General features: G+C 56.1%; 21 protein-coding genes and 1 tRNA gene. 3 read left to right on the top strand and 19 right to left on the bottom strand.

The window, feature by feature from the left end:
* The 12 genes from C8029_RS09535 to C8029_RS09485 form a co-directional block, all read right to left on the bottom strand.
* Positions 1-587, bottom strand: a 587-nt coding sequence (locus C8029_RS09535; protein WP_193217628.1) for a ferredoxin reductase, incomplete at its 3' end; no start/stop codon positions are given.
* A complete protein-coding gene (locus C8029_RS09530) occupies positions 584-1,186 on the bottom strand; it encodes a dimethylamine monooxygenase subunit DmmA family protein (RefSeq protein WP_009570448.1) in 603 nt (200 codons plus the stop codon). The genes C8029_RS09535 and C8029_RS09530, both read right to left, overlap by 4 nt.
* Before the next feature lie 69 nt (positions 1,187-1,255).
* A complete protein-coding gene (locus C8029_RS09525) occupies positions 1,256-2,389 on the bottom strand; it encodes an aminomethyl transferase family protein (protein ID WP_009570447.1) in 1,134 nt (377 codons plus the stop codon).
* 89 nt (positions 2,390-2,478) lie between these two features.
* Complete coding sequence (locus C8029_RS22010; RefSeq protein WP_157789776.1) at positions 2,479-2,655, bottom strand: hypothetical protein; 177 nt, start codon at positions 2,653-2,655, stop codon at positions 2,479-2,481.
* 26 nt (positions 2,656-2,681) lie between these two features.
* On the bottom strand, positions 2,682-4,061 hold the full coding sequence (locus C8029_RS09520) for an ammonium transporter (RefSeq protein ID WP_009570446.1): 1,380 nt from the start codon (positions 4,059-4,061) through the stop codon (positions 2,682-2,684).
* 421 nt (positions 4,062-4,482) lie between these two features.
* Positions 4,483-5,208 carry a FadR/GntR family transcriptional regulator gene (locus C8029_RS09515; RefSeq protein ID WP_009570444.1) on the bottom strand — a complete coding sequence of 242 codons (726 nt, stop codon included), beginning with the start codon at positions 5,206-5,208 and terminating at the stop codon, positions 4,483-4,485.
* Between the two features lie 170 nt (positions 5,209-5,378).
* Positions 5,379-6,263, bottom strand: coding sequence for a formyltetrahydrofolate deformylase (gene purU / locus C8029_RS09510; protein WP_009570443.1), 885 nt, complete (start codon positions 6,261-6,263; stop codon positions 5,379-5,381).
* Between the two features lie 67 nt (positions 6,264-6,330).
* On the bottom strand, positions 6,331-7,221 hold the full coding sequence (folD, locus tag C8029_RS09505; RefSeq protein WP_009570442.1) for a bifunctional methylenetetrahydrofolate dehydrogenase/methenyltetrahydrofolate cyclohydrolase FolD: 891 nt from the start codon (positions 7,219-7,221) through the stop codon (positions 6,331-6,333).
* Positions 7,221-7,781 carry a sarcosine oxidase subunit gamma gene (locus C8029_RS09500; RefSeq protein WP_009570441.1) on the bottom strand — a complete coding sequence of 187 codons (561 nt, stop codon included), beginning with the start codon at positions 7,779-7,781 and terminating at the stop codon, positions 7,221-7,223. The genes folD and C8029_RS09500 overlap by 1 nt, the downstream gene beginning before the upstream one ends.
* The gene (locus C8029_RS09495) at positions 7,774-10,719 is read right to left on the bottom strand and encodes a sarcosine oxidase subunit alpha family protein (protein WP_009570440.1); all 2,946 of its coding nucleotides are present in this window, start codon (positions 10,717-10,719) and stop codon (positions 7,774-7,776) included. Before C8029_RS09495 ends, C8029_RS09500 begins: the two co-directional genes overlap by 8 nt.
* Positions 10,716-11,006 carry a sarcosine oxidase subunit delta gene (locus C8029_RS09490; RefSeq protein ID WP_009570439.1) on the bottom strand — a complete coding sequence of 97 codons (291 nt, stop codon included), beginning with the start codon at positions 11,004-11,006 and terminating at the stop codon, positions 10,716-10,718. Before C8029_RS09490 ends, C8029_RS09495 begins: the two co-directional genes overlap by 4 nt.
* Before the next feature lie 9 nt (positions 11,007-11,015).
* A complete protein-coding gene (locus tag C8029_RS09485) occupies positions 11,016-12,266 on the bottom strand; it encodes a sarcosine oxidase subunit beta family protein (RefSeq protein ID WP_009570438.1) in 1,251 nt (416 codons plus the stop codon).
* A 110-nt stretch (positions 12,267-12,376) separates the two neighbouring features.
* Between C8029_RS09485 and C8029_RS09480 the strand changes: the two genes are divergently transcribed.
* Positions 12,377-13,312, top strand: coding sequence for a GlxA family transcriptional regulator (locus C8029_RS09480; protein ID WP_040401738.1), 936 nt, complete (start codon positions 12,377-12,379; stop codon positions 13,310-13,312).
* Positions 13,313-13,365: 53 nt separating this feature from the next.
* Here C8029_RS09480 and glnT read toward each other — a convergent pair whose 3' ends face one another.
* The 6 genes from glnT to C8029_RS09450 form a co-directional block, all read right to left on the bottom strand.
* Entirely contained in the window at positions 13,366-14,685 is a 1,320-nt protein-coding gene (glnT, locus tag C8029_RS09475) for a type III glutamate--ammonia ligase (protein WP_152002808.1), read from the bottom strand.
* A gap of 71 nt (positions 14,686-14,756) precedes the next feature.
* Entirely contained in the window at positions 14,757-16,082 is a 1,326-nt protein-coding gene (locus tag C8029_RS09470; RefSeq protein ID WP_009570435.1) for an FMN-binding glutamate synthase family protein, read from the bottom strand.
* Between the two features lie 10 nt (positions 16,083-16,092).
* Complete coding sequence (locus C8029_RS09465; RefSeq protein WP_009570434.1) at positions 16,093-16,779, bottom strand: GltB/FmdC/FwdC-like GXGXG domain-containing protein; 687 nt, start codon at positions 16,777-16,779, stop codon at positions 16,093-16,095.
* Between the two features lie 3 nt (positions 16,780-16,782).
* Positions 16,783-17,670, bottom strand: coding sequence for a class II glutamine amidotransferase (locus tag C8029_RS09460; RefSeq protein ID WP_152002807.1), 888 nt, complete (start codon positions 17,668-17,670; stop codon positions 16,783-16,785).
* Between the two features lie 190 nt (positions 17,671-17,860).
* Complete coding sequence (locus C8029_RS09455) at positions 17,861-18,496, bottom strand: helix-turn-helix domain-containing protein (RefSeq protein WP_009570432.1); 636 nt, start codon at positions 18,494-18,496, stop codon at positions 17,861-17,863.
* Positions 18,497-18,538: 42 nt separating this feature from the next.
* Positions 18,539-19,825 carry an ABC transporter substrate-binding protein gene (locus C8029_RS09450; RefSeq protein WP_009570431.1) on the bottom strand — a complete coding sequence of 429 codons (1,287 nt, stop codon included), beginning with the start codon at positions 19,823-19,825 and terminating at the stop codon, positions 18,539-18,541.
* Positions 19,826-20,003: 178 nt separating this feature from the next.
* On the opposite strand from C8029_RS09450, the gene C8029_RS09445 reads away from it, so the two are divergent.
* Positions 20,004-21,347, top strand: coding sequence for a trimethylamine monooxygenase (locus C8029_RS09445; RefSeq protein ID WP_009570430.1), 1,344 nt, complete (start codon positions 20,004-20,006; stop codon positions 21,345-21,347).
* Positions 21,348-21,415: 68 nt separating this feature from the next.
* Positions 21,416-23,788, top strand: coding sequence for a trimethylamine N-oxide demethylase (locus tag C8029_RS09440; protein ID WP_152002806.1), 2,373 nt, complete (start codon positions 21,416-21,418; stop codon positions 23,786-23,788).
* Positions 23,789-23,869: 81 nt separating this feature from the next.
* Here the strand turns inward: C8029_RS09440 and C8029_RS09435 are convergent.
* A tRNA-Thr gene (locus tag C8029_RS09435) sits at positions 23,870-23,945 on the bottom strand.
* Positions 23,946-23,970 lie beyond the last annotated feature (25 nt).

Below are 23,970 nucleotides of genomic sequence, written 5' to 3'. Positions count from 1 at the left end.
CCCTCGGGGCCACAGACATAAACATGGGTGCCAATCGGTTGACCCGTCAGGATTTCACCCAAATCCATGCGATTGCCCTCGTCCGAAATCTGCACATGAATGCGCGCGGATTTTGGCAGAAGTTTCAGCCCAGCGGCCTCGTCACGCGACCGCGCGGCATAGTGCAGCTCAAAGGGCTGTTGCAGCAAATCGAGTTGACGCAGATGCGGCAGGAACGGCGTGATGCCGATACCGCCCGCGATCAACACATGTTTGCGGGCACGAGGATCGAGTGCAAACAGGTTGGTCGGCACGGAAATACGCATCCTGGTGCCCGGCGTGACCTCGCTGTGCATGTAGCGCGAGCCACCACGACCTGTCTCTTCGCGACGCACGGCGATCTCATATCCGGACGCATCGTTGGGATCAGAAATCAGAGAATAGGCATTGCGCCTAAGCATTTCGCCATCGGGCATTTCGACGACCACATGTGCGCCGCCGGAAAAGATCGGCAAGGGGGCTTTTTCAGGGTGTTCAAAGCGGAATCGGGTCACAAGCGGGGTGAGAGGCTCGACCTCGGTGACCTCAAGCATCATCTGTTTGCTCATGCTGTGATCTCCTGTATTTCAGGAACAACGCCGGGGGTTTCCGCATCGACGCAAACGGCCTGAAATACACCAAGCCGGCGGGAAAAATGGTCCCGCACAAACAGGGTCAGCCCGCAATGAGAGCAGGTAAACGGATCGGTGGTGACGTCTTGGGTCACACCTTTGCAATGGACGCATTGCATTGGTCGCCCAATGGAGCCGCGATGTTCCATCTGGATCGCGTCCAGCGGCAGACCAAGCGACAAAGCCAGCGCCGAAACGCGCCCCATCATCCCCTCTGATCCCGCGAGGTAAAGCTGAGTCCCCATATGGGCGGACCCTAAGAGCCGGTTGATCAGGGCCATCGCCGCGTCCAAAGACGCCTCTTCATGATAACCCTTAGCACCGAGTTCGGCCAGTTTAGAGCCGAATTTAGCCCCTTTTGGGATGTAAATCAGATGCGCTTGATCGAGCACAGCAGCGTCCCGTTCCGCGAGATCCATGATCGCTTCGGCGCCCTCGGCATCCGCGATCATGATCGACGGAGCAGAGCCTTGTGGCACGAGTCCCGCATAGGTGGGGCGGCTTTCGATTGAGGGTGAAAAAGAAGTGTTCGGCATTGTTTTGGTCCTGTTGTCGGATCGGTGCGGGCGCTTTACCGCGCCCTGCCCCGGGTGTGTGACAGGCGATTACCCCTTGGCGGTGCGCCGCTTTTTATCGACGTCATAGAAAGGCATCGAATGAGCGATGGCCGCGATTTCGCCGTCCGGATTCTGAACTGTCAGCTTGGTGCCATCGACAGCGCACTCAACGGGCATCCGTGCGATACCGACGTTGTGTTCGTTGAGCGGAGAATACATGCCGATGGTGACAACGCCGACGGGCTTGCCATCTTGCAAAAGCGGCGCACCTTCGGCGGCTGGCGTGGTGCCCTCAAGTTTCACCCCGTAGATTTTGAACCGCTCTTTGCCTTGCAAACGATAATGTTCCTCGGCTCCGCGGAACCCGGTTTTGCCTTTAGAGACGGTGAACTCAAGACCAAGCTCCCATAAAGTGTCGCCTGCGGCCTCGTCCTCAAACGGGTACATTTCCGAGTTGTCATAGGGGAAGAACAACAGATAGCTTTCGGCCCGCAACAGATCGAGCGTGGTGAAGCGCGAGGGGATGATGCCCATCTCGGCACCCTCAGAGACGATCGTGTCCCAAATTTCCACAGCATCCTGACGGCGGCAAAAGATTTCATAGCCGCGCTCGCCGGTATAGCCCGTGCGCGAAATCATCACAGGTTTGCCAAACAACGTGGTTTGGATGTGGCTGAAATAAACAACATCGCGGATGCCCGGAACGTGTTTTTCAAGATAATCGACGGCCATCGGCCCCTGAAGAGAAATGTCGTGCAGATCATCGTCAAACATCATCATGACATTGCGGCCTGCGGCATATTTTGACAGTTGCTCATGCCCTGCACCGGAGCCATGCACCACCATAAAGCTATGCGGGCCCATACGGTAAATCACGCAATCGTCGACAAATTTGCCCACATCGTTGAGCATAGTCGCATAGGTCGAACGACCCGGTTTGAGTTTTTCAATGTCACGGGTGGTCGCTTTGTCGATCACATATTGCGCGTGCGGCCCCATGAGGTGGACCTTTTTCAGGCCCGAAACATCCATGACGCCGGCCTTGGTCCGAATGGCGAGGTATTCTTCCGTCTGGTCCTTGTCATAGGTCCAAGCGGTGCCCATTCCGCTCCAGTCTTCGAGGTTTGAGCCCAGCGCACGATGCCGGTCTGCCAGCGCCGAAAATCTCCATGATGCGGTCATGAAACGTGTCCTTTAGATTGCTTTGTCTTTTTGATTTTGAAACCGGGCGACAGAGAACCGCCGCCCGGATTGTGCCGATGTCGACAAGATCAGTCCTTGGACTTGACCGCATTGTAGGCGTGTTTTTCGTGACGCCAGCCAAGCACGACGGCGACCACCACCATGGCAAGAACGAGTGCAAGCCAAAGACCTTCAACGCTGCCGTATCCGGCATAGATGGCGCCGGTGATCCCGTCCCAGCTTGTGGCTTCAAAAGGAGCTTCCATTGATATTTCCTTTCCTGATCCCTGCGTTATTCAGCAGGGCTGACAGAGGGATGAATGGCTTCGGGATAGGCGGAAGCCGGAACTTTGACGGCGTCGAGACCAAGGAGTTCTGCCTCTTTCGGGACGCGGAGTTGGCCGGTCACTTTCAAAAGCCAAGAGATCACGTAGCCCGGGACAAAGCCCAAAGCACCCATGACAACGACACCAACGAGCTGACCCATAAATGAGGTCTCGATGACATCTTCACCGAACAAAGCCGGATAGCCCTGAGCCGCAATACCAACTGCAAGCAAACCCCACATGCCTAAGAAGCCATGCACTGCAAAGGCGCCCACAGCGTCGTCGATGCCGCGTTTCTCGATGAAGGAAGCGACAAACGGCATCGCAACTGCGCCGATGAAACCGATGGCAAAGGCCATGGGCGGATACCAAAGGTCGAGACCCGCCGCACAGGAAATGATCCCACCAAGCGCGCCGGACATCATCCAGAACGGATCGCGTGTGATCATCCAGGCACCAACAATACCGCCAGAGAAGCCCATCAACGTGTTGAAGGTCATGCCGGAGATTGTCATTGGAGTGCCATAGATCGTGGCTTCGATTTCGGTACCCCAAGACCAGGCTTCGCCCGGAACGATGACACAGCCCATGAGGAAGCCCCAAAAGCCCGCGATGATCAGCATCAGACCGATCAAGGTCATTGGCATCGAGTGACCGGGGATGTTGTTAGCAGAGCCATCGGCGTTGAATTTGCCAATCCGCGGGCCGAGATTGATGATCACACCGAGGGAGAAAAACCCCGCGATCATGTGAACGACACCTGCGGCGCCAAAGTCATGGTAGCCGAATTTGGTGACGAGCCAACCATCTGCGTGCCAACCCCAAGCGGCGGCAAGAATCCAAACAAAGGATCCCAAAACAATCGCCAAAACCACAAAGCCAGTGAGTTTGATCCGCTCAATCACGCCGCCCGAAAGGATGGACGCGGTGGTCGCCGCAAACAGCACGAACGCCCCCCAGAACACGCCAGAAGAGCGGTCATCAAGGTTTGGCCCCATGTATTGGCTCCATGGCAGAGCCACGTCATTGGCGTAGGCCAGCCCAGAGATGCCCATCGCACCTTCAGACAGCGAAAGACCTGTCGGGAACGCCCAATAGATCCACCAGCCGATAAAATAGAAAAAAGGCACGATCAGCGCGAAGGCGAGGATGTTTTTGATCCCGGATGCCAATGCGTTTTTCGAACGCGATGCGCCCATTTCATATGCGAGGAACCCGGCATGGATGAGCACCATGAGCGGGATCGTCAAAAAGTAAAAAGTCTCGGAAAACGTGCCGTTCGTTGCGGCTACGCTGCCTTTGAGTTCCGCCACTGCGGCGGCCAAAGATGCAAGGTCCTGTTCCACTTGAGATCTCCCTGTCCTGTGGAGGTCGTTATTGAAGGGTCAGCCCTGTTTTGGCCTGAACCAATTCCGAAATTGGTATCTCGGATGGACAAAGTTCACGCCAAACAATCACTATAGGTCAACATTTTTTCCCCATGGGAATTTCATGAAACCCAAATTTTAGGACAAATCGGACACCCACAGCCCTCAAATGGGCAATTATTACGCAGCCCACAAAAACATGGGAGCTGTGAACAAGGAGAGCCAACAAATAAAGGGAAACGTGCGAATCCCATGTTGGCGCACTTTCGATCCGAAAATGCGCAAGGAATTCGCCCAAAGAGGCCACGAGCGGCACGGTCTTAATGGCAATAGGCGGATCAAAAAGACCCTTCTGCGGCACGCATTCAGGCCACTTCATTCAGGCCACTCAGGGAACCAATTATTCGTCTTGCAGCAAAAGTTTTTGGTCTTCGATCAAAGAGAGTTTCATGAATTCTGTGGCCTCTTCGATGTCGCGCGCCGCGATGGCATTGAACAACCCGTTGTAGCCACGCTGGTAAGTGGCAATGCGCGCGGGCGTCAGATGACGACGGTACATCGCGGCGCGAAAAGCCTGACGACGCGCATCAATCACCAGATTGTAGCAGGCTACCAACAGCGGATTGCCCGTACCTACGGCAATCATCCGGTGAAACTCTTCTTCAAGGCGAACAAAGGCCAGCGCATCCGCTTGAACCGCTTCCATTTGTGACAAAACTTCGGACAGGGCGTCGATCTGTTTCGGGGACATGGAGATGATCGCGAGGCGCACCATTTCAGGTTCAAAAATCCCGCGCACCGCCTGAAGATGTAAAGGGCCTGTCTCTGCGGCAACAGTTGAGAGCGCTTGGCTCGATCCGCCCGGATTGAAGGTCACAAACGACCCGGACCCCGCCCGTCGGCGAATCATTCCACGCAATTCAAGGTGGTCTAACGCCTCCCGCACGGTGTTGCGTGCCACGCCCAAATCCTGCGACAATTGCCGCTCGGAGGGCAAGCGTTCATCGAGCGCAAATTCCTGTGCCGCAATGCGTGTGCTCAACGTGTCAATCACATAACGCACGGTGGCACCGGGCAAAGAATGCGCCAGTCCGGTCAAGGTCGATGCTTTGGGAGAGTTTGTCACGTTTTGGTCCTTTGGCCGCGTCGATTGAGACGCGGTACAAGATAACGCCTTCACTGAGGCGAAATCCAGACCAAGAACGCATGCCCCACGCTCAGGGGAGAGAGGCGGGGCATGTTTTGATCTCTTAGGGCTCGCATGATGCCCCAAGAGACCATGGGGTGATGAGGTTGTTAGCCCATCCGTTCGGAAGAATAGGAGCCGGGGCTTGCCGGGAAAACCACGGTTTTATTGCCATTTTGAAACACGCGATGATTGGCGTGGGCATGAATCGCACGGGCAAGCGCCTGGCTCTCCACATCACGGCCAAGCGACACATAATCCGCCGCCGATTGGGCGTGAGTGATACGAACGATGTCCTGTTCGATGATCGGACCTTCGTCCAGATCGGCGGTGACATAATGCGCCGTCGCTCCGATCAGTTTCACCCCCCGCTCAAACGCCTGTTTATACGGGTTCGCACCCTTAAACGATGGCAGGAACGAATGGTGGATGTTGATGATCCGACCTGACATTTTCTGGCACATCGCATCAGAAAGAATCTGCATGTAGCGCGCCAAAACGATCAGTTCGGCGCCAGTGTCTTCCACCACTTGCATAATCGCCGCTTCCGCCACGGGTTTGTTTTCTTTGGTCACCGGAATGCAATGGAACGGGATGTCGTGATTGACGACAACCTTTTGATATTCCATATGATTTGAAATGACCGCAACGATCTCAATCGGCAAGGCACCAATGCGCCAGCGATAAAGCAGATCGTTGAGGCAATGACCAAACCGCGACACCATGATCACGACTTTCATCTTTTCGCTCTCATCGTGGAAAGCGTAGGTCATGCCAAAAGATTTGGCGATGTCGTGAAAATCCTTTGCAAGCGCCACATCATCAAACCCGTCCTCGGAGACGAAGCTGACGCGCATGAAAAACTTTCCGGTTTCCACGTCGTCAAACTGCGAACTGTCAGTGATGTTACACCCCATATCGGACAGAAACGTGGAAATGGCCGCGACAATGCCGCGTGACGTGGGGCAGGTTACGGTGAGGCAATATTTGGTCATCAGGGTCTCCTGTTGGATCGCGAACCTCGCCCCTGCGGGTTTTCGGTTCGTCTCTTATTTTTCTAAATCAAGCCGTCAGATCGCTGGGTTCGGGCAGATCATGCGCGCGACAACATGCAGTCAGTGTATTGGCAAGAAGGCAGGCAATGGTCATCGGACCAACACCACCGGGCACCGGCGTGATGACTCCAGCGACCTCAACAGCACTGGCAAAATCCACGTCACCTACAAGTTTGCGTTTGCCATCGCGCTCAATCCGGTTGATGCCCACATCAATCACGGTCGCGCCCGGTTTAACCCAGTTTCCGGGGATCATTTCGGGACGCCCCACAGCGGCAACAAGGATGTCCGCGCCGCGACACACCTCGGCAATGTCTTTCGTGCGGCTGTGCGCGATGGTCACGGTGCAACTATCGCGCAGCAAAAGTTGCGCCATCGGTTTACCCACGATGTTGGACCGTCCAACCACGACAGCGTTCAGGCCAGACAGGCTACCGTAATGGTCACGCAGCATCATCAAACAGCCCAGCGGCGTGCAAGGCACCATCGCTTTTTGCCCGGTGGCCAAAAGTCCGACATTGGAAATATGAAACCCGTCCACATCCTTCGCCGGGTCAATCGCATTGATCACCAGATCGCTGTCGAGATGGTCCGGCAACGGCAGTTGTACCAAAATGCCATGCACCGCAGGATCAGCGTTCAAAGTCTCGATCAGGGTCAGCAAATCCGCCTCAGACGTGTCTGACGAAAGCTTGTGTTCATAAGAATTCATGCCGCATTCAAGGGTCTGTTTGCCCTTGTTGCGCACATAAACTTCGGAGGCCGGATCTTCGCCGACCAAGACCACAGCCAATCCCGGCGTGATGCCATGAACCTCTTTGAGTTTTTCCACCTGTGTCGCAACTTTTTCACGCACGGTGGCGGCAAAGGCTTTGCCGTCGATGAGTTGTGCAGACATCAAATGTCCTCCAATCGGCGCGCAGCCACCACGAGGGCGTGCCACAGCGTTTCAGTCGATGAGCGCATCCCCCAAACCGCCAGCCGATCTTCGGCCCGACGGATTAGGAAAACGCTCATATGTTCAAGCCCGGTGCGTAGAGCCGCCCCGTGGGTGAAAGCCGCCGCATCAAGGTTCACGAGCTTCTCAAGCAGCGCTTTGATCGGGGCAGCCCCTTTTGATGAGGTGATTTCAATCGCAGCCCAACCGTCGGTCTGTTCGGTCACAGAGGCCTCGGGCACTTCGACCTTCAAAACCCGCGCAAAATCTTCCTCGGCGCGGCCTTCGGCCTCGACCATCCATTGATCTTTTGCCATCCAATAGACCCCAATCGCGCCTGATTTGGTCCATTTCCCGGGTTCAGGCAATGTCATCCCAAAGGGAGATGGGACCGATTGCCCCTTACGCAAAGCAAGTGACGCAAGCGCCATAGCCGGGTTTTCGGTCAAGCTCAGCGCGCCATAAGTTTCAACGCGGGCTATGGTTCCGCCCAAGGCGGTGATGGGTGTAAGATCAGTCACGGAGCCGCTCCCCTTCTGGATCAACGAAATGGGCGGGCACAACGCGCAGGCGCATTTCACTGCCCTCAACCGGGTTGGCGGCGATAATTTCCTCATTCATCCGCGTGTCCCCATTCTCAAGATAGCCAAGGCCGATATAACCACCGACATGGGGTGAATAGCAGGCTGAGGTGACCCAACCCTGATCCGTTTCAATGGTCTGTGCCGCCCCTTGGGCGAAGAGGTGCGACCCGGCCATCAAGCGTTCTGTTGAGCCAACAGGTAGCAGCCCAACAAGGCGGCGCGCATCACTTGCAAGGCCCTCACGACGCGACATCACCGCGCCAATCGAGTCCTTTTTCACTGAGACCATGCGACCCAAACCCAGCATCTTGGCTGTGGTTTGACCGTTGAGTTCCGCCCCAGCCGCATGACCTTTTTCGATCCGCAACACGCCCAAGGCTTCGGTGCCATAAGGCGTGACACCCAGATCGGAGCCAAGCTCCATCAGCCGCGCCATCAAGGCATTGCCATAGCGGGCCGGGACCGCAATTTCATAGGCCAACTCGCCAGAGAACGAAATCCGGAACAGCCGCGCCCGCAGACCTTTGCAGACCGTGAGTTTCGCACAGCCCATAAAGGGGAAGGCGTCATTTGAGAGATCAAACTCGTCAACAACACGCTCCAAGAGTAGCCGAGATTTCGGACCCGCAATGGCGATCTGCGCCCAAGCGTCAGTTGTGGAAATCAATTGAACATCAAGTTCTGGCCAGAGGCATTGCCGCGCGAATTCCATATTGCGATACACCAGCCCGGCGTTCGCAGTCGTGGTGGTCACCACATAATGGTCCTCACCCAGTCGCGCACAGGTGCCGTCGTCATAGGCAAACCCGTCTTCGCGCAGCATCAGACCATAACGCACTTTGCCAACAGCGACAGTGCCCATCATGTTCGAATACATCCGGTTGAGGAATTCGCCCGCATCCGCGCCCTGCACGTCCACTTTGCCCAGCGTGGTCACATCACACAGACCCACGTCCTTGCGCACGGCTTTGGCTTCGCGATCAACGCTTTCACGCCAATCCGTCTCACCCGCTTGCGGGAAATACTGCGCCCGCATCCATTGGCCGACTTCGACAAATTCAGCGCCTTGCGATTTGGCCCATGTGTGGGTCGGGGTCAGGCGGCGCGGGCGGAAATTAACACCCGTATCACCGCCCCCCAAGACCGAAAGAGACACGCCAGTGTACGGCGAACGAAAGATGGTTGTGCCGGTTTGAGGGATGGATTTCCCGGTGAGTTCCGCCATGACGGCCAGCGCAGAGACGTTGGACGTTTTGCCTTGATCCGTCGCCATGCCAAGGGTGGTCCAGCGTTTCAGATGCTCAACCGGCTTCATATTTTCTTTGTGTGCCAAGACGATGTCCTTGACAGTCACGTCATTTTGGAAATCGACCCAAGCGCGTTTTTTGCCGGGCACATGCCAAAAATCTGCCTGCGACACGGGCATGTCCTCGGCGTCGGGCAGCGCGATGTCGGGGGCTTTCATGCCCAATTCACTCAAGGCGGTGCGCGCCGCTTTTGCGCCATCGGCCAGTGCCTTTGCGGTGCTGCCCAGTCCGGCGCATGCGCCAGCCGGAATCAACCCTGCCGGACCATCGGCTCCCGGCACAAAGCTCAAAAGCGTATCATCCCAAACCGGACGCCCACGATGGTGCGAGGCAAGATGCACATTCGGGTTCCATCCGCCCGACACACCAAGTGCAGCACAGCGATGCCAAGAGGCGGTACCGCCGTTGGTGATTTCGATTTCTTTGAGGCCAAGACGGCCTTTGGTGCCGGTCACCATTGACCCCGCGAAGAGGTCGTAATCGCCAAAGCGCGGCGCATTTTCGCGGCTGTCGATCACACCCAAAATCGGGACGTTTTTCGACATCAGATCAAGCGCTGTGCGGTGACCGTCATCGTTATTGGTAAAGATCGCGATGGGGTCTTTGGCCGATTTGGTCGGGGCAACGGCCCAACGGTTGGCATAGGCCCGCATCGCAGCACCCAACATCACGCCCGGACGGTCGTTGTCGGCAAAGGGGATGTGTCGTTCGGTTGCGCCCGCCGCCAAAATCGCACGTTTCGCGGTGATGCGCCAAAGGGTCTGACGCACCTTATCGCCGGGTTCGGCGGCATGGTCGGAGACGCGCTCAACCGCACCATAAATCCCGTGATCATAGACCCCAAACACCGTCGTGCGACGCATGATGCGTAGGTTCGGAAACGTCTCGAATTCGGCCTCAAGGCTCGAAATCCAATCCGTTGCTGGCGCACCATCAAGCCTATGGCTTTCGGTCATAAGACGGCCACCAAGGCGGAAATCCTCGTCACACAGAATGACCTGTGCGCCAGCCCGCGCCGACGCCAAAGCCGCCGCAAGACCCGCCGCACCGGCGCCAATAACCAAGACATCGCAATGTAAAAACCCTTTGTCGTAGCTGTCCGGATCGGCTTGCATCGAGAGACGGCCTAGGCCCGCCGCGCGACGGATCATCGGTTCATAGAGCTTTTCCCAAAAGGCGCGCGGCCACATGAAAGTTTTGTAGTAAAATCCGGCGGCAAAAAACGGCGCAAAATAGTCGTTCACGCCAAGCGCATCAAAGGCCAAAGAGCCGATACGGTTTTGCGATTTCGCAACCAGACCATCATACAATTCGGCCACCGTGGCGCGCGTGTTTGGTTCTGTGCGGGCGCCGCTGCGCAGCTCGACCATGGCGTTGGGTTCCTCAGATCCCGCCGCCACAACGCCACGCGGACGATGGTATTTAAAGCTGCGACCCATAAGGCGCACCCCATTGGCCAACAATGCGGAGGCCAAAGTGTCGCCTTCGTGACCCGTGTAGGTTTTGCTATCGAAGGTAAAAGAAAAGGAGGTGTTCCGGTCAATCAGACCGCCGGACAAACGCGTCATTTCGATCCCTCTCTGTGTGCCAAGGCCACGTCAGAGGCGAGCTCTGCGCCGAGAATTTCGTGGGTCACCGTGTTGCGCGTGACGACAAGCCAACTGCGGTCACCTTGTTCGTGATACCAAAGTTCGCGGTGAACCCCCGCCGGGTTGTCGCGCAAGAACACATAGTCGCAAAACATCGCCTCGGCATTAGGGGCGTTTGGGTCTGGTCGGTTCATCAGATTTGCGTCACCCAGATAGGTGAACTCCTGAGCATCGCGCAGACCGAGAAGGGGGTGAGGGATCAACATCTGTGGACCTCAATGTAAATTGGGCTGAGCGCCAGCGCCACGCTCGTCAATGACGTAGCCCTTGGCAAAACGATCAAGACGGTAGGCTCTGGCTGTGTCATGTGGGCGATCGGTGGCGAGCAAATGTGCGAAGGCATAACCCGAGGCAGGCGTCGCTTTGAACCCGCCGTAACACCAGCCGCCGTTGAAATAGAGGCCTTCGATCCCGGTGCGATCAATAATCGGAGAGCCATCCATCGACATGTCCATCACACCGCCCCAGCCGCGCAAAAGGCGGGCGCGGCCGATCATCGGCATAAGCGCCATGCCACCTTCGAGCACATCTTCGATCACCGGAAGATTGCCGCGTTGGGCGTAGGAGTTATAGCCGTCGATGTCGCCCCCAAACACAAGCCCGCCCTTGTCAGATTGACTGATGTAAAAATGCCCGGCACCGAATGTAATCACGCCGGGAATGGTCGGTTTGAGGCCTTCGGACACAAACGCCTGAAGCACATGGCTTTCAATCGGCAGGCGCATTCCAGCCATCGACATGACGCGGCTGGACGAACCTGCCACAGCCACACCGACCTTTTTCGCGCCGATAAACCCACGCGAGGTCTCAACGCCCAAAACTTTGCCGGCTTCGATTTTAAACCCGGTGACTTCGCAATTCTGGATGATATCGACGCCGCGCATGTCGGCGCCACGGGCATAACCCCAAGCAACACCGTCGTGGCGCGCTGTGCCTGCGCGAGGCTGCATCAAGCCGCCTTTGATCGGAAAGCGCGCGTTGTCGTAGTTCAAAAACGGTACTTTCTCACGCAGTTCTTCTCGCGACAAAAGCACCGAATCCGCGCCCGCAAACCGCATCGCATTGCCGCGCCGGCGATAGGCGTCACGTTGTGCGTCGGTGTGGATCAAGTTGATGATCCCGCGCTGACTGACCATGGAATTGAAATTGGTTTCTTGTTCCAGTTTTTCCCAGAGTTTCATTGAGAATTCGTAGAATGGTTCATTGCCCGGCAAGAGGTAATTGGAGCGAATGATGGTGGTGTTCCGGCCAATATTGCCCGACCCGAGCCACCCCTTTTCAAGCACCGCAATCCGCGCCTGTCCAAAGGTTTTGGCAAGATAAAAGGCTGTGGCAAGCCCATGCCCACCACCGCCGACAATGATAATGTCATAGGCTGATTGCGGCTCGGGATCGCGCCATAAGGGCGTCCAGCCTTTGTGACCTGTCAGAGCCTCTTTGATGACCTTAAATCCGGAGAATTTCATGCGTATCGCTCCATTCGGGTAAGATTGTTGTACCTCGTAAATTTCCCCTATTCTTTTCGTTAAAAGACATTTATTTTCTTACTAAGGACAAAACACTGGGCAGTGAGCGCATGAGGAAAATCGGATTCGTCTTGCTCGAAGGCCATGCTCTTATGTCCACGGCAGCGGCCCTTGAACCGTTGCGCGCGGCCAATCTTTTTGGCTCCGAACCGCTCTACAATATTCAGGTTTTGTCACCCCGAAATACGGCGGTGCACTCCTCCGCCGGAAGCATGTTTACGGCAACGCCACTACACGCGGCGGGCACCGATTTCGATCTCGTGTTTGTGGTTGCAGGCGGTGACCCTTTATCCGTCAACGATCCTGAATTAGAGACATGGTTGCGGCGTGTTTCGCGCGCAGGCTCAGCACTTGGGGGTATTTCTGGCGGGGCGGCAATTTTGGCCAAGGCCGGACTTTTGGACAATCGTCGTTTCACGCTGCATTGGCATCACTATGAGGATATTCAAAGGCTGTTCCCAAAGCTTTTGCTTGAGCGCAGATTGTTCGTGATTGACCGGGACCGCTACACCTGTGCCGGGGGAACTGCGCCGCTGGACATGATGCACGCGATCATTTCGCGTGATCACGGGGTCGGCTTTGCGCAACGGATCAGCGACTGGTTTATTCAAACCGAAGTGCGCCGGTCTGAAGCACCGCAACAGGCCAGCATCATGGCGCGATATGGTGCCTTGCCCACGCCGGTCTTGGCCGCGATTGAATTGATGGAATCCCATATCGCCGATCCGCTCGACATCTCTCAACTTTCTGACTTATCGGGACTTTCTTCGCGACAATTGCAGCGCCAATTCTCCGAAAGCCTCGGCAGTTCGGTCATGGAGACCTATCGCGACATTCGCCTGGAAACGGCGCGGGATTTGCTGCGCCAGTCCCAGCTGCGTATTCATGAGATCGCGATGATGACTGGATTTGTCAGTCAGGCGCATTTTTCCGAAAGCTTCCGCCGCCAGTTTGGTCAACCGCCCTCGGCGCTGCGCAGGAGCTGACAAAAAGGCGACCCCCGAAGGGGCCGCCAAGGAAACTGGGAAGAGGAAAACGCTTAGATATCAAGCGTGTTCTCGCGCTCCCAACGCGAGAAGTGGGAGACGAAGGAATTCCATTCCTGCATCTTCATCTTGGAATAGGAGGCCGAGAAACTGGTCCCCATCATGGCTTTCAACCCTTCATCTTCTTCATAGGCGCGGATCGCGTCGAGCAGGTTCAAAGGCAGACGCGGCGCGTCTTTGACAAGGTGGCCTTCGGCGTACATATCGATGTCGTAACGCTGACCGGGATCGGCTTTGGAGTTGATGCCAGACAGGCCCGCCGCAATGATCACGGCTTGCAGCAGATAGGGGTTCACTGCGCCATCCGGCAGGCGCAATTCAAAACGGCCCGGACCCGGTACGCGCACCATATGGGTGCGGTTGTTGCCGGTCCATGTGACCGAGTTCGGGGCCCATGTTGCGCCAGAAATGGTTCGCGGGGCGCTGATACGTTTGTAGGAGTTCACCGTCGGGTTGGTGATCGCAGCCAAGGATTCAGCATGTTTCATGATGCCGCCAAGGAAGTAACCGCCCTGCTCAGAGAGGCCAACTTCGCCCACTTGCCCCTTGCCATCTTTCGAGGCGAAGGCGTTGGTTTTTCCCTCCAAATCCCAAACCGAAATATGTGCGTGGCAGCCGTTTCCGGTCAGACCTTCGATCGGTTTCGGCATAAAGGTTGCGCGCAAGCCGTGCTTTTCGGCCACGGACTTTACCATGAATTTGAAAAAGCTGTGGCGGTCGGCGGTCACGAGCGCGTCGTCAAAATCCCAGTTCATTTCGAACTGACCATTGGCGTCTTCGTGGTCGTTTTGATACGGGCCCCAGCCCATTTCCAACATGTAATCACAGATTTCCGCAATCACATCATAGCGGCGCATCACCGCCTGCTGGTCGTAACATGGCTTTGCCGCCGTATCGAAAGGGTCGGAAATTTGATCGCCCTCAGGCGTCAAAAGGAAGAACTCCGCTTCGATCCCGGTTTTAACCCGCAGGCCCGCTTCAGCCGCTTCGGCCACGAGTTTTTTCAACACGTTGCGCGGCGCTTGTTCAACGGGCACGCCTTCCATGATGCAATCGGCGGGCACCCACGCGACATCGGGCTTCCACGGCAATTGGATCACGGCGGAGGCGTCCGGCACAGCCAACATGTCGGGGTGCGCCGGTGTCAAATCAAGCCAGGTTGCGAAACCCGCAAAGCCTGCGCCGTCTTCTTCCATATCGGCAATCGCCTGCGCGGGCACGAGCTTGGCCCGCTGTCCGCCGAAGAGGTCGGTATAGGAGATCATGAAATATTTTACGCCGGTCTTTGCGGCGAAATCTGCAAGAACGCTCATCGTCTTGTCCTTTTTTCTAGTCCCTGTTGGCAGGATGAGGGGCACGTGGCCCCTCCCCTTTTATCGCTGGCTCAAAAGCCCGGTTTGCCCGGATACCAATTGGTCCCCGCAAGCGGCACTTGGGCCATTGCGGCAGCTTCCATGGTCAGAGCGCAAAGGTCCTCTGGCTCAAGGTTATGGACATGGTTGTGACCACAGGCGCGGGCCAGTGTTTGGCATTCCAAGGTCAAGACATTGAGGTAGTTTTGCAAACGACGACCGGCTGCGACCGGGTCGAGGCGCTTCATCAACTCGGGGTCTTGGGTGGTGATACCAGCCGGATCGCGACCTTCATGCCAATCATCGTAAGCACCTGTGGTCGTGCCGAGTTTTTGGTACTCAGATTCCCATTTCGGGTCATTGTCCCCCAAAGCAATAAGAGCCGCTGTTCCGATGGACACCGCATCCGCGCCTAGCGCCAACGCCTTGGCCACATCGGCCCCGGTGCGAATACCGCCGGAGACAACAAGCTGAACTTTGCGATGCATCCCCAGATCCTGCAGCGCCTGAACGGCGGGGCGAATGCAGGCCAAAGTGGGTTGACCGACATGTTCGATGAACACGTCTTGAGTGGCGGCGGTCCCGCCTTGCATCCCGTCCAAAACCACCACATCCGCGCCGGATTTGACCGCCAAAGCGGTGTCATAATAGGGACGCGCGCCACCAATTTTGATGTAAATCGGCTTTTCCCAATTGGTGATTTCGCGGATTTCAAGGATTTTAATCTCAAGATCATCCGGACCGGTCCAATCCGGGTGGCGACAGGCGGAGCGTTGGTCGATACCGACCGGAAGATCTCGCATACCCGCGACCCGTTCGGTGATCTTTTGACCCAAAAGCATCCCGCCGCCGCCGGGCTTTGCGCCTTGGCCCACCACGATTTCGATCGCATCGGCGCGGCGCAAATCATCCGGGTTCATCCCGTAGCGCGACGGCAAATATTGATAAACGAGTTTCTCGGAATGACCGCGCTCTTCTTCGGTCATGCCGCCGTCGCCCGTGGTGGTCGAGGTGCCCGCAAGGGTTGCGCCGCGGCCCAACGCCTCTTTTGCCGGACCCGACAGAGAACCAAAGGACATGCCCGCGATGGTCACCGGGATTTTCAACTCAATCGGCTTTTTCGCAAAACGCGTACCGAGGGTGACGGAGGTGTCACATTTCTCGCGATAGCCTTCGAGCGGGTAACGCGACATCGACGCGCCCATGAACAGCAGGTCATCGAAATGCGGCACACGGCGTTTCGCGCCACCGCCCCGGATGTCGTAAATCCCGGTGGCCGCCGCCCGACGGATTTCAGCATTCACATCCTTTGAAAAGGTCCACGACTGGCGCGGTTCGGTTTGTGGTGTTTTTTCCATGTCGCGCTCCTCAGTATTCGTCTGCGTGGTCAATGTTGAAATTGTAGAGTTTGCGGGCGGAACCGTAGCGCTTGAACTCTTCGGGCTTTGCATCGGCACCCGCTTTTTCAAGAAGCTCTTTGAGGATTTCGATGTGTTCCGGGCGCATCTCTTTTTCGATGCAATCGGCGCCGAGTGATTTCACGGTCCCACGCACAAAAAGCCGCGCTTCATACAGGCTGTCGCCAAGTGCGTCACCTGCGTTGCCCAGCACCACAAGGTTGCCCTTTTGCGCCATAAACGCAGACATGTGGCCGATGTTGCCATGCACGACAATGTCGATGCCCTTCATCGAAATGCCGCAGCGCGAAGACGCATTGCCTTTGATGTTCAAGAGACCGCCATGTCCGGTTGCGCCGGCATATTGCGAGGCGTCGCCTTCGATGGTGACGGTGCCAGACATCATGTTTTCGGCCACACCGGGACCCGCGGACCCTTTGACAGTGACCGTCGCCTCTTTGTTCATGCCAGCACAGTAGTAGCCGGTAGACCCTTGGATCGTCACGTCAAGCGGACCATCGAGACCACAGGCCATAGCGTGGCTGCCGCGCGGATTGGTGATGATATATTCCGCATTGGCCTGTGCTTTCGCAGCGGCCTGGAGCGTGCTGTTGATGTCGCGCAGTTCTGTCTGCGTCATATCGAGCGTGTTGGTCATGGATTAGCGCTCCCAGAAATATACAGTTGCGGGTTCCGGCTCCCAAACGCGGGCGGCATCAATACCCGGCAGGTCGGCAAACGCGCGGTATTCGGAGGCGAAAGCGACGTAGTCGTCTGTTTCGGCCATCACGGCGGGTTTGCAGGCGATCGGGTCGCGCACAACGCCAAAGCCGTTTTTCGTCCCGGTCACAAAGGTGAAGAACCCATCGAGATCCTTCAGTGTGCCTTCCAAAGCCTCGCCAAGCGTCGCGCCGTCCGCAATGCGTGAGGAGATATAGGCCGCACCCACTTCGGTGTCGTTTTCCGAGCGTGTGAACACACCCTTTTTCGCCAAAACCCGGCGCATTTGGTTGTGGTTGGACAGCGAGCCGTTGTGCACGAGGCACTGGTCATCTGCGGTCGAAAACGGGTGCGCGCCCATCGTTGTGACCGCGGATTCAGTCGCCATGCGGGTGTGACCGATACCGTGGCTGCCACCCATCTCGCGCAGGTTAAACCGAGCCGCCACATCTTTGGGCAGGCCGATTTCTTTATAAATTTCCATGGACTCGCCCGACCCCATGATGCGCAGTCCTTTGTTTTCAAGGAACGCAATCGCTGCTTTTTCCGATCCGGCGGGGACAGTGAGCACCGCATGCGTGCTGATCGACTTGATCGTCACAGGCCCGTCGATTACCGCGCAGAGATCGGCGTCGAGATCGGCAAATGCCGTCTCCGGCGTATCCGACTGAACGGTAATTTTGATGCCGCCCGTCTCATCACCATAAATCGCGATCCCTGCACTATCGGGGCCGCGGTCGGTCATGGTGATCAGCATATCGGTTAACATGTCGCCCAGCTTGGGGCGCAGTTCGTCCTTTTTAAGGAACAGGCCTACAATGCCACACATATATCCCTCCATCAGAGTCTTCGGCCCAATCGCCGTTATGATCTGATTAGAGGGAAATCTTATTTCTCATCAAGAAAGTTTTTCTCTACAGGAGCAAGTTTTTCTGTTTGGGAAATAATCGCCCGGAAATGTCGCGAAATAGGGCGTGGGCAGCAGCCATCGCACAAAAAACAGACTTCCTTAGAACGCATCATTTTTGTTGGGGGTAGGTGATGACCGAAAGATAGCGCGCGGGAAGCTCAATCAGCGCCTCTGGCCCATGCGGCGAATCTGCATCAAACAAAAGCGAGTCACCCGGTTCCAAGATGTACCGTTTATCGCCATGTCGATAGTCGATCACACCTTCAAGAATATAGAGCAACTCGATGCCCTCATGCTGGAAGGCCGGAAAACGGTCGCTCTCGTTGTCCAAGGTAATGAGATAGGGTTCAACGACAACGCCGGAGTTGTTTGACCCAATATGCCCCAACAGGTTGTATTGGTGCCCCGCGCGTGTCCCCGCGCGTTCGATTTCAACACCCTCGCCCGCTTTCACATGCATACAACCGCGCTCTTCTTCAAAGCCGGAAAACAGTTGAACCAGTGGCACGCGCAGCGCATTGGCGAGGGTTTGAATCGTGTTCAGAGAGGGTGAAATCACACCGTTTTCGATTTTGGACAGCATCCCAACCGACAGACCCGCCTGCCCCGCAAGATCCGCGCCCGTCATGCGCTGACGCTTGCGCAACTCGCGCACCTGACGTCCAATCGCCACTTCAAGGTTCTTTTCGCGCGCCTCACGAACAGCATGGGGATTTTGTTGGAGGGTGGTTTGTGATTTTGTCATTCGGCATCCTGTCTCGAAACTGGTCTTCTATTTGTGCCCTGTTTACTGTGACGTGGCATTGGCACTGCGATCTGGGGCAAGTCGTTGATCCCACAATTGCCCAAGCTCTTCCATATGCCGTTTTAAACGTGGTCCATTGTGTTCCAGCCAGTCCAAAACGGACACGAAGTCTTCAATCCGGGCCTTGCCATTGCGGATTGTAACCACCGGCCAATCTCCGACCAAGGCATTATCAATCCCAAAAATCTCATCGCCCCACCATCGGGCTGGACCAAAGACATGTGACATCCGGCGCCCCCGCTTCATCGCCGCCAATACCGACACGGAATTGGTCGAATCCGCGAGCTCAACCGCATTGTGCCACAGATCCAAGATCGACGCATATTCCCAACTCACCGCACCCCATGCGCCAGGGAAGCGACTGCAATAGGTGTCAAAGAAGGCTTTGGGTTGACGAAAGAAAAACGCGTTATCCGCCAGTTTTGGGTCATCAAAATCCGGGAACTGAAAGACAAAACGCTCCATGAACGCAGCCGACGTGCGCGCAATCAACCTGTTATAGTTGTCGCCGGTACAGGACAGGATATGGCCCTCAAAGCCAAGTTTGTAGGCGGCTTCGGTCAGAGCCTTGACCATGGGCGGCGGCGAAGAACACCAACAGAGAATATCGGGGGCTTCGGCCATCATGGCTTTGACAATGCCAAGTGCGTCTTTGGTGTCTGCGCTGTATTGAATGTCTTTGACGATTTCTCGCTTTGCCGCCTCAAACCCGGCGCGATAGACCGCGAGTGAGGGCAAGCCCATCAAATCAGTTTGGCTACATAATGCGACGCGCGTGGCCTGAGGTTGGGTGCGCACCAACCACTCAATACCCGCGACATTGTACAGGGGATGCACCTCAGCCGGTGCGATCAAATAAGGCCGGTCCGGCGACAGATCGCTGGGCAATAGGGTCGCGACAAGTACTTTTCGCGACATCAGGTAATCAATCGCCTGTGCCACATCATTTCCGCCGAGCGTGACGATCAGCGGGATCTGATCTTTTTCAACCATATCGCGGGCCGCGGCCAAAGTTTGGTCTGGACCAATTGCACTATCATGCACACGCATTTCGATCTTGTGCCTGCGACCGCCCACCATGAGCCCGCCATGAGTGTTGATCCAGTCCACCCAGATCTTGCAGCCCTCATAACCCGGCAGCCCCCAAGCCTGTTCATCCCCGGACATGGGAATCAAAAAGCCAATCCGAATGGGCGCGCGGGTTTGCCCACCGAGTTTCGGCAAGGACCCTGTCACAAGCAGGCGCTGAGAGAGGGAGGAGATGCTCATATTTTCATCATTGGCCTAATTTTGTGATCATCAGGGCCAAATGGCCCCTGCAAATATATTCCCACAAAGAAAATTCATTGACCACGAAAAAAGTTGGTCCTCATTTGGTTCATACCGATTGAACCAATTAATGAATTCGGTTCAATCCAATGAATTCTAATGTCCAAGGGAGACACTCATGACCAAACGTGTCGCAATTATCGGAGCAGGTCCCTCCGGTCTCGCACAGCTCCGCGCCTTTCAATCCGCCGCGCAAAAAGGCGCAGAGATTCCCAACGTTGTCTGTTTTGAAAAACAATCCGATTGGGGTGGGTTGTGGAACTACACATGGCGCACCGGCGTCGATGAAAATGGCGAACCTGTGCACTGCTCGATGTACCGCTATCTGTGGACCAACGGTCCGAAAGAAGGTTTGGAATTTGCCGACTATTCCTTTGAGGAACATTTCGGCAAACAAATCGCCTCCTATCCGCCGCGCGCCGTCATGGTTGATTATATCGAAGGTCGGGTGAAAAAGGCCGGAGTGCGTGATTGGATTCGGTTCTCTACCGTAATCCGCTGGGTCGACTACGATGAGGACACAGGCAAATTTACCATCACCGCCCATGACATGGTAGAGGACCGGATGTACAAAGAGGTGTTTGATCATGTGATCGTTGCCTCAGGTCACTTCTCTTCGCCAAATGTGCCCGAATACCCTGGGTTCGAGACATTTAATGGCCGCATCGTCCACGCTCATGATTTCCGCGACGCGCGCGAATTTGCGGGCAAAGATGTGCTTTTGGTGGGCGCGTCTTATTCGGCGGAAGACATCGGATCACAATGTTGGAAATACGGCGCCAAGTCGATCACAACTTCCTATCGGTCCGCACCCATGGGGTTTGACTGGCCGGACAATTGGGAAGAAAAACCTGCGCTGGTGAAAGTCGACGGCAAAACCGCCTTTTTCAAAGATGGCTCCACCAAGGATGTCGATGCGATCATTCTTTGCACTGGCTATCGTCACTACTTCCCATTCCTGCCTGACGATCTGCGCCTGAAAACGGCCAACCGTTTGGCCACGGCCGACCTCTATAAAGGCGTCGCCTATGTCCACAATCCAAAGATGTTCTATCTGGGGATGCAGGATCAGTGGTTCACCTTTAACATGTTCGATGCGCAGGCTTGGTATGTGCGGGACATCATCATGGGCCGCATCGAGGTGCCCTCTGACAAAGAGGTGCTTTTGGCCGATGTTGCAGAACGCGTTGAGCGCGAAGAACGTCAGGATGATGTGAAATACGCGATCGTCTATCAGGGCGATTACGTCAAAGAACTGATCGCCGACACCGACTATCCATCCTTCGATGTGGATGGGGCTTGCGAGGCTTTCTTTGAATGGAAGCACCATAAGGTCGAGGACATTATGGGCTTTCGCAATCACAGCTATAAATCGGTGATCACCGGAACCATGGCACCCGCGCACCATACCCCGTGGAAAGATGCGCTGGACGATTCCATGGAAGCCTATCTTCAAAACTGATCTAACATGTGACGCAATGGACGGGCCTTTCGCGGGGCCCGTCTCTCTCCTTTTTACAAGGACAAAAAATGCAAACGCACATTCCCGCAACCCTGTTGCGCCCCGGACCGCCCTCCGCCTCGCGCCCACGCCGCACGGCGGCCTATGGGCTTCAATCCAACGAAGAGCGCGTGACCGTTCCCGGTTCTGGCGCGGTCATGGTCGAACTCGCCCAAGGCGATCAGATCACGATTGAGAATATCGAAGGTGGCCAGCGTTGCGAACTTCTGAGCGCGCATCCCAATGGGCGCTTGGATTGTGGCCTTTTGGGCGCAGCCGCAGACACGTCCGCCTCAGGCCTGCGCGCGATGCTCCTGTCACCGCAGTCGGGCTTTGACCGACTTAAAAAGGGTCTAATCCAGCGTAATATTGATCTGACGGGCGCACGTGCCGTCGGTCTTTTTGGCGCAGAAAGCCCCGCGAAAGACAGTGCCACCTTTACGGCGCAGGGTTCAGGTTGGGTTATCATTGCCGCACCCGGCGATGTGATGGATTTCGAAACGCAAGACACCACAACACCGCTGCGTGTGACCCTAACCCGTGCCAAATCGCGCCAATCCGGTCAATTCGCCCTGCCCGATCCTTTGGCCGATCCCGTTCAAGACCTGCGGGTCAAATCCGCCACGGCTCAGGCCTATTTTGTACGCAAAGGCGAGTTCATCCAGATCCTTGATGTCGATGGTCGCCAATGTACTGATTTCCAATGTTTCGACGCGCGCAAAGCGGATCGTGGCGACTACCTTCCCCTTGATGTCACCACCACGCGCACCATCCTCAACCACGCCTACCCGATGCCCGGACTGCATGGAAAATATTTCGATCAGGACATGACACCCCTCATCGAAGTGGTGCAGGACACCTGCGGTCGGCACGACGCTTTCGCCATGGCCTGTTCATCCAAATACTACGATGACATCGGCTATCCCGGTCACGCCAATTGTTCCGACAATTTCAATGGCGCGCTTTCGGCCTATGAGATCCCTGGCCGCAAAGGATGGATGGCGGCGAATTTCTTCTTTAACACCCATGTCGATGAACATGGCGTTCTGTTGGCTGACGAACCGTGGTCGCGTCCGGGCGATTACGTGTTGTTGCGCGCGCTCACCGATCTGATCTGTGTGTCTTCCGCCTGCCCCGATGACACCTCCCCGGCCAATGGCTGGAATTTGACCGACATTCATGTGCGCACCTATGCCGCCCAGGAGCGGTTCAGCCGCTCCGTGGCTTGGCGCGCCACTCCAGACGAGGACCCTGTCATGACCCGTGAAAGCGCCTTTCATCATAACTTTGCCACGCTGACGAGTGATTTCGTCGAGTATCGTGGCTTTTGGCTGCCAAATTCGTTCCGTCAAACCGACACGATCGAGGGCTATTGGGCCTGCCGTGACGATGTTGTGGTCATGGACCTCTCTGCCCTGCGCAAATTTGAGGTCACCGGCCCGGATGCCGAAGCACTGATGAACTGGGTTCTGACCCGCAATGTCGAAAAGCTCGGAGTCGGTCAGGTGGTCTATTCGGCCATGTGTTATGAGCATGGTGGCATGATTGACGATGGCACGCTTTTCCGCCTTGGTCCGACGAATTTCCGTTGGATTGGTGGCTCGGACGAAGGTGGCGTTTGGATGCGGGAACAGGCCGAAAAGCTCGATCTAAATGTGATGATCCGCACCTCCACCGACCAGATGCACAACCTCGCTGTCCAAGGTCCAAAATCCCGCGATCTGATGAAAGAAATCATCTGGACCGCCCCGCATCAAACGCCGATCTCCGATCTCGACTGGTTCCGCTTTACCGTGGGCCGGATTGGCGATCATGAGGGCGTGCCTGTCGTGGTGTCTCGGACGGGCTACACGGGTGAGCTGGGCTATGAAATCTTTTGCCACCCCAAAGACGGCGACGCGGTGTTCAAGGCCGTTTGGGAAGCAGGTCAGGCCTACGGGATACGTCCGATGGGACTTGCCGGGCTTGACCTTGTGCGGATTGAGGCGGGGCTTGTGTTTGCAGGCTACGATTTCTCCGATCAGACTGATCCGTTTGAATCCGGGATTGGCTTCACCGTTCCGCTCAAATCAAAGACTGTAGATTTCGTTGGTCGAGATGCGCTTTTGCGGCGCAAAGAGCATCCCGCCCGCAAATTTGTCGGGCTTGAGATTGAAGGTCAAAACCACGTTGCCCATGGCGATTGCATCCGCATTGGGCGCGCACAAGTGGGAGAGGTCTGTTCCGCGATGCGATCCCCACGCACCGGTCAAGTCATCGCCTTGGCACGGGTCGATGTTGCGCATTCTGAGCCGGGTACAGAGGTCGAAGTTGGCCAATTGGACGGTCATTTGAAACGCTACAGCGCCAAGGTCACGGCCTTCCCGCATTACGATCCTAAAAAGGAACGTCCGCGCAGTTAATTTTGGTCAATCTAAAAGTAATAAAGCCTCCCTTCGGGGAGGCTTTTCTGCATGGGAAATTCCCGGCAGCGAGTAGAAAAGTGGTGCCGCTGATAGGACTCGAACCTACGACCCCATCATTACGAATGACGTGCTCTACCAGCTGAGCTACAGCGGCACTCTTCTCTGTCAGGCGCAATCGC

Source organism: Roseobacter sp. TSBP12, from assembly GCF_009129705.1.
Lineage (GTDB): Bacteria > Pseudomonadota > Alphaproteobacteria > Rhodobacterales > Rhodobacteraceae > Celeribacter > Celeribacter baekdonensis_A.
This window is presented reverse-complemented; position numbering and strand designations above follow the sequence as displayed.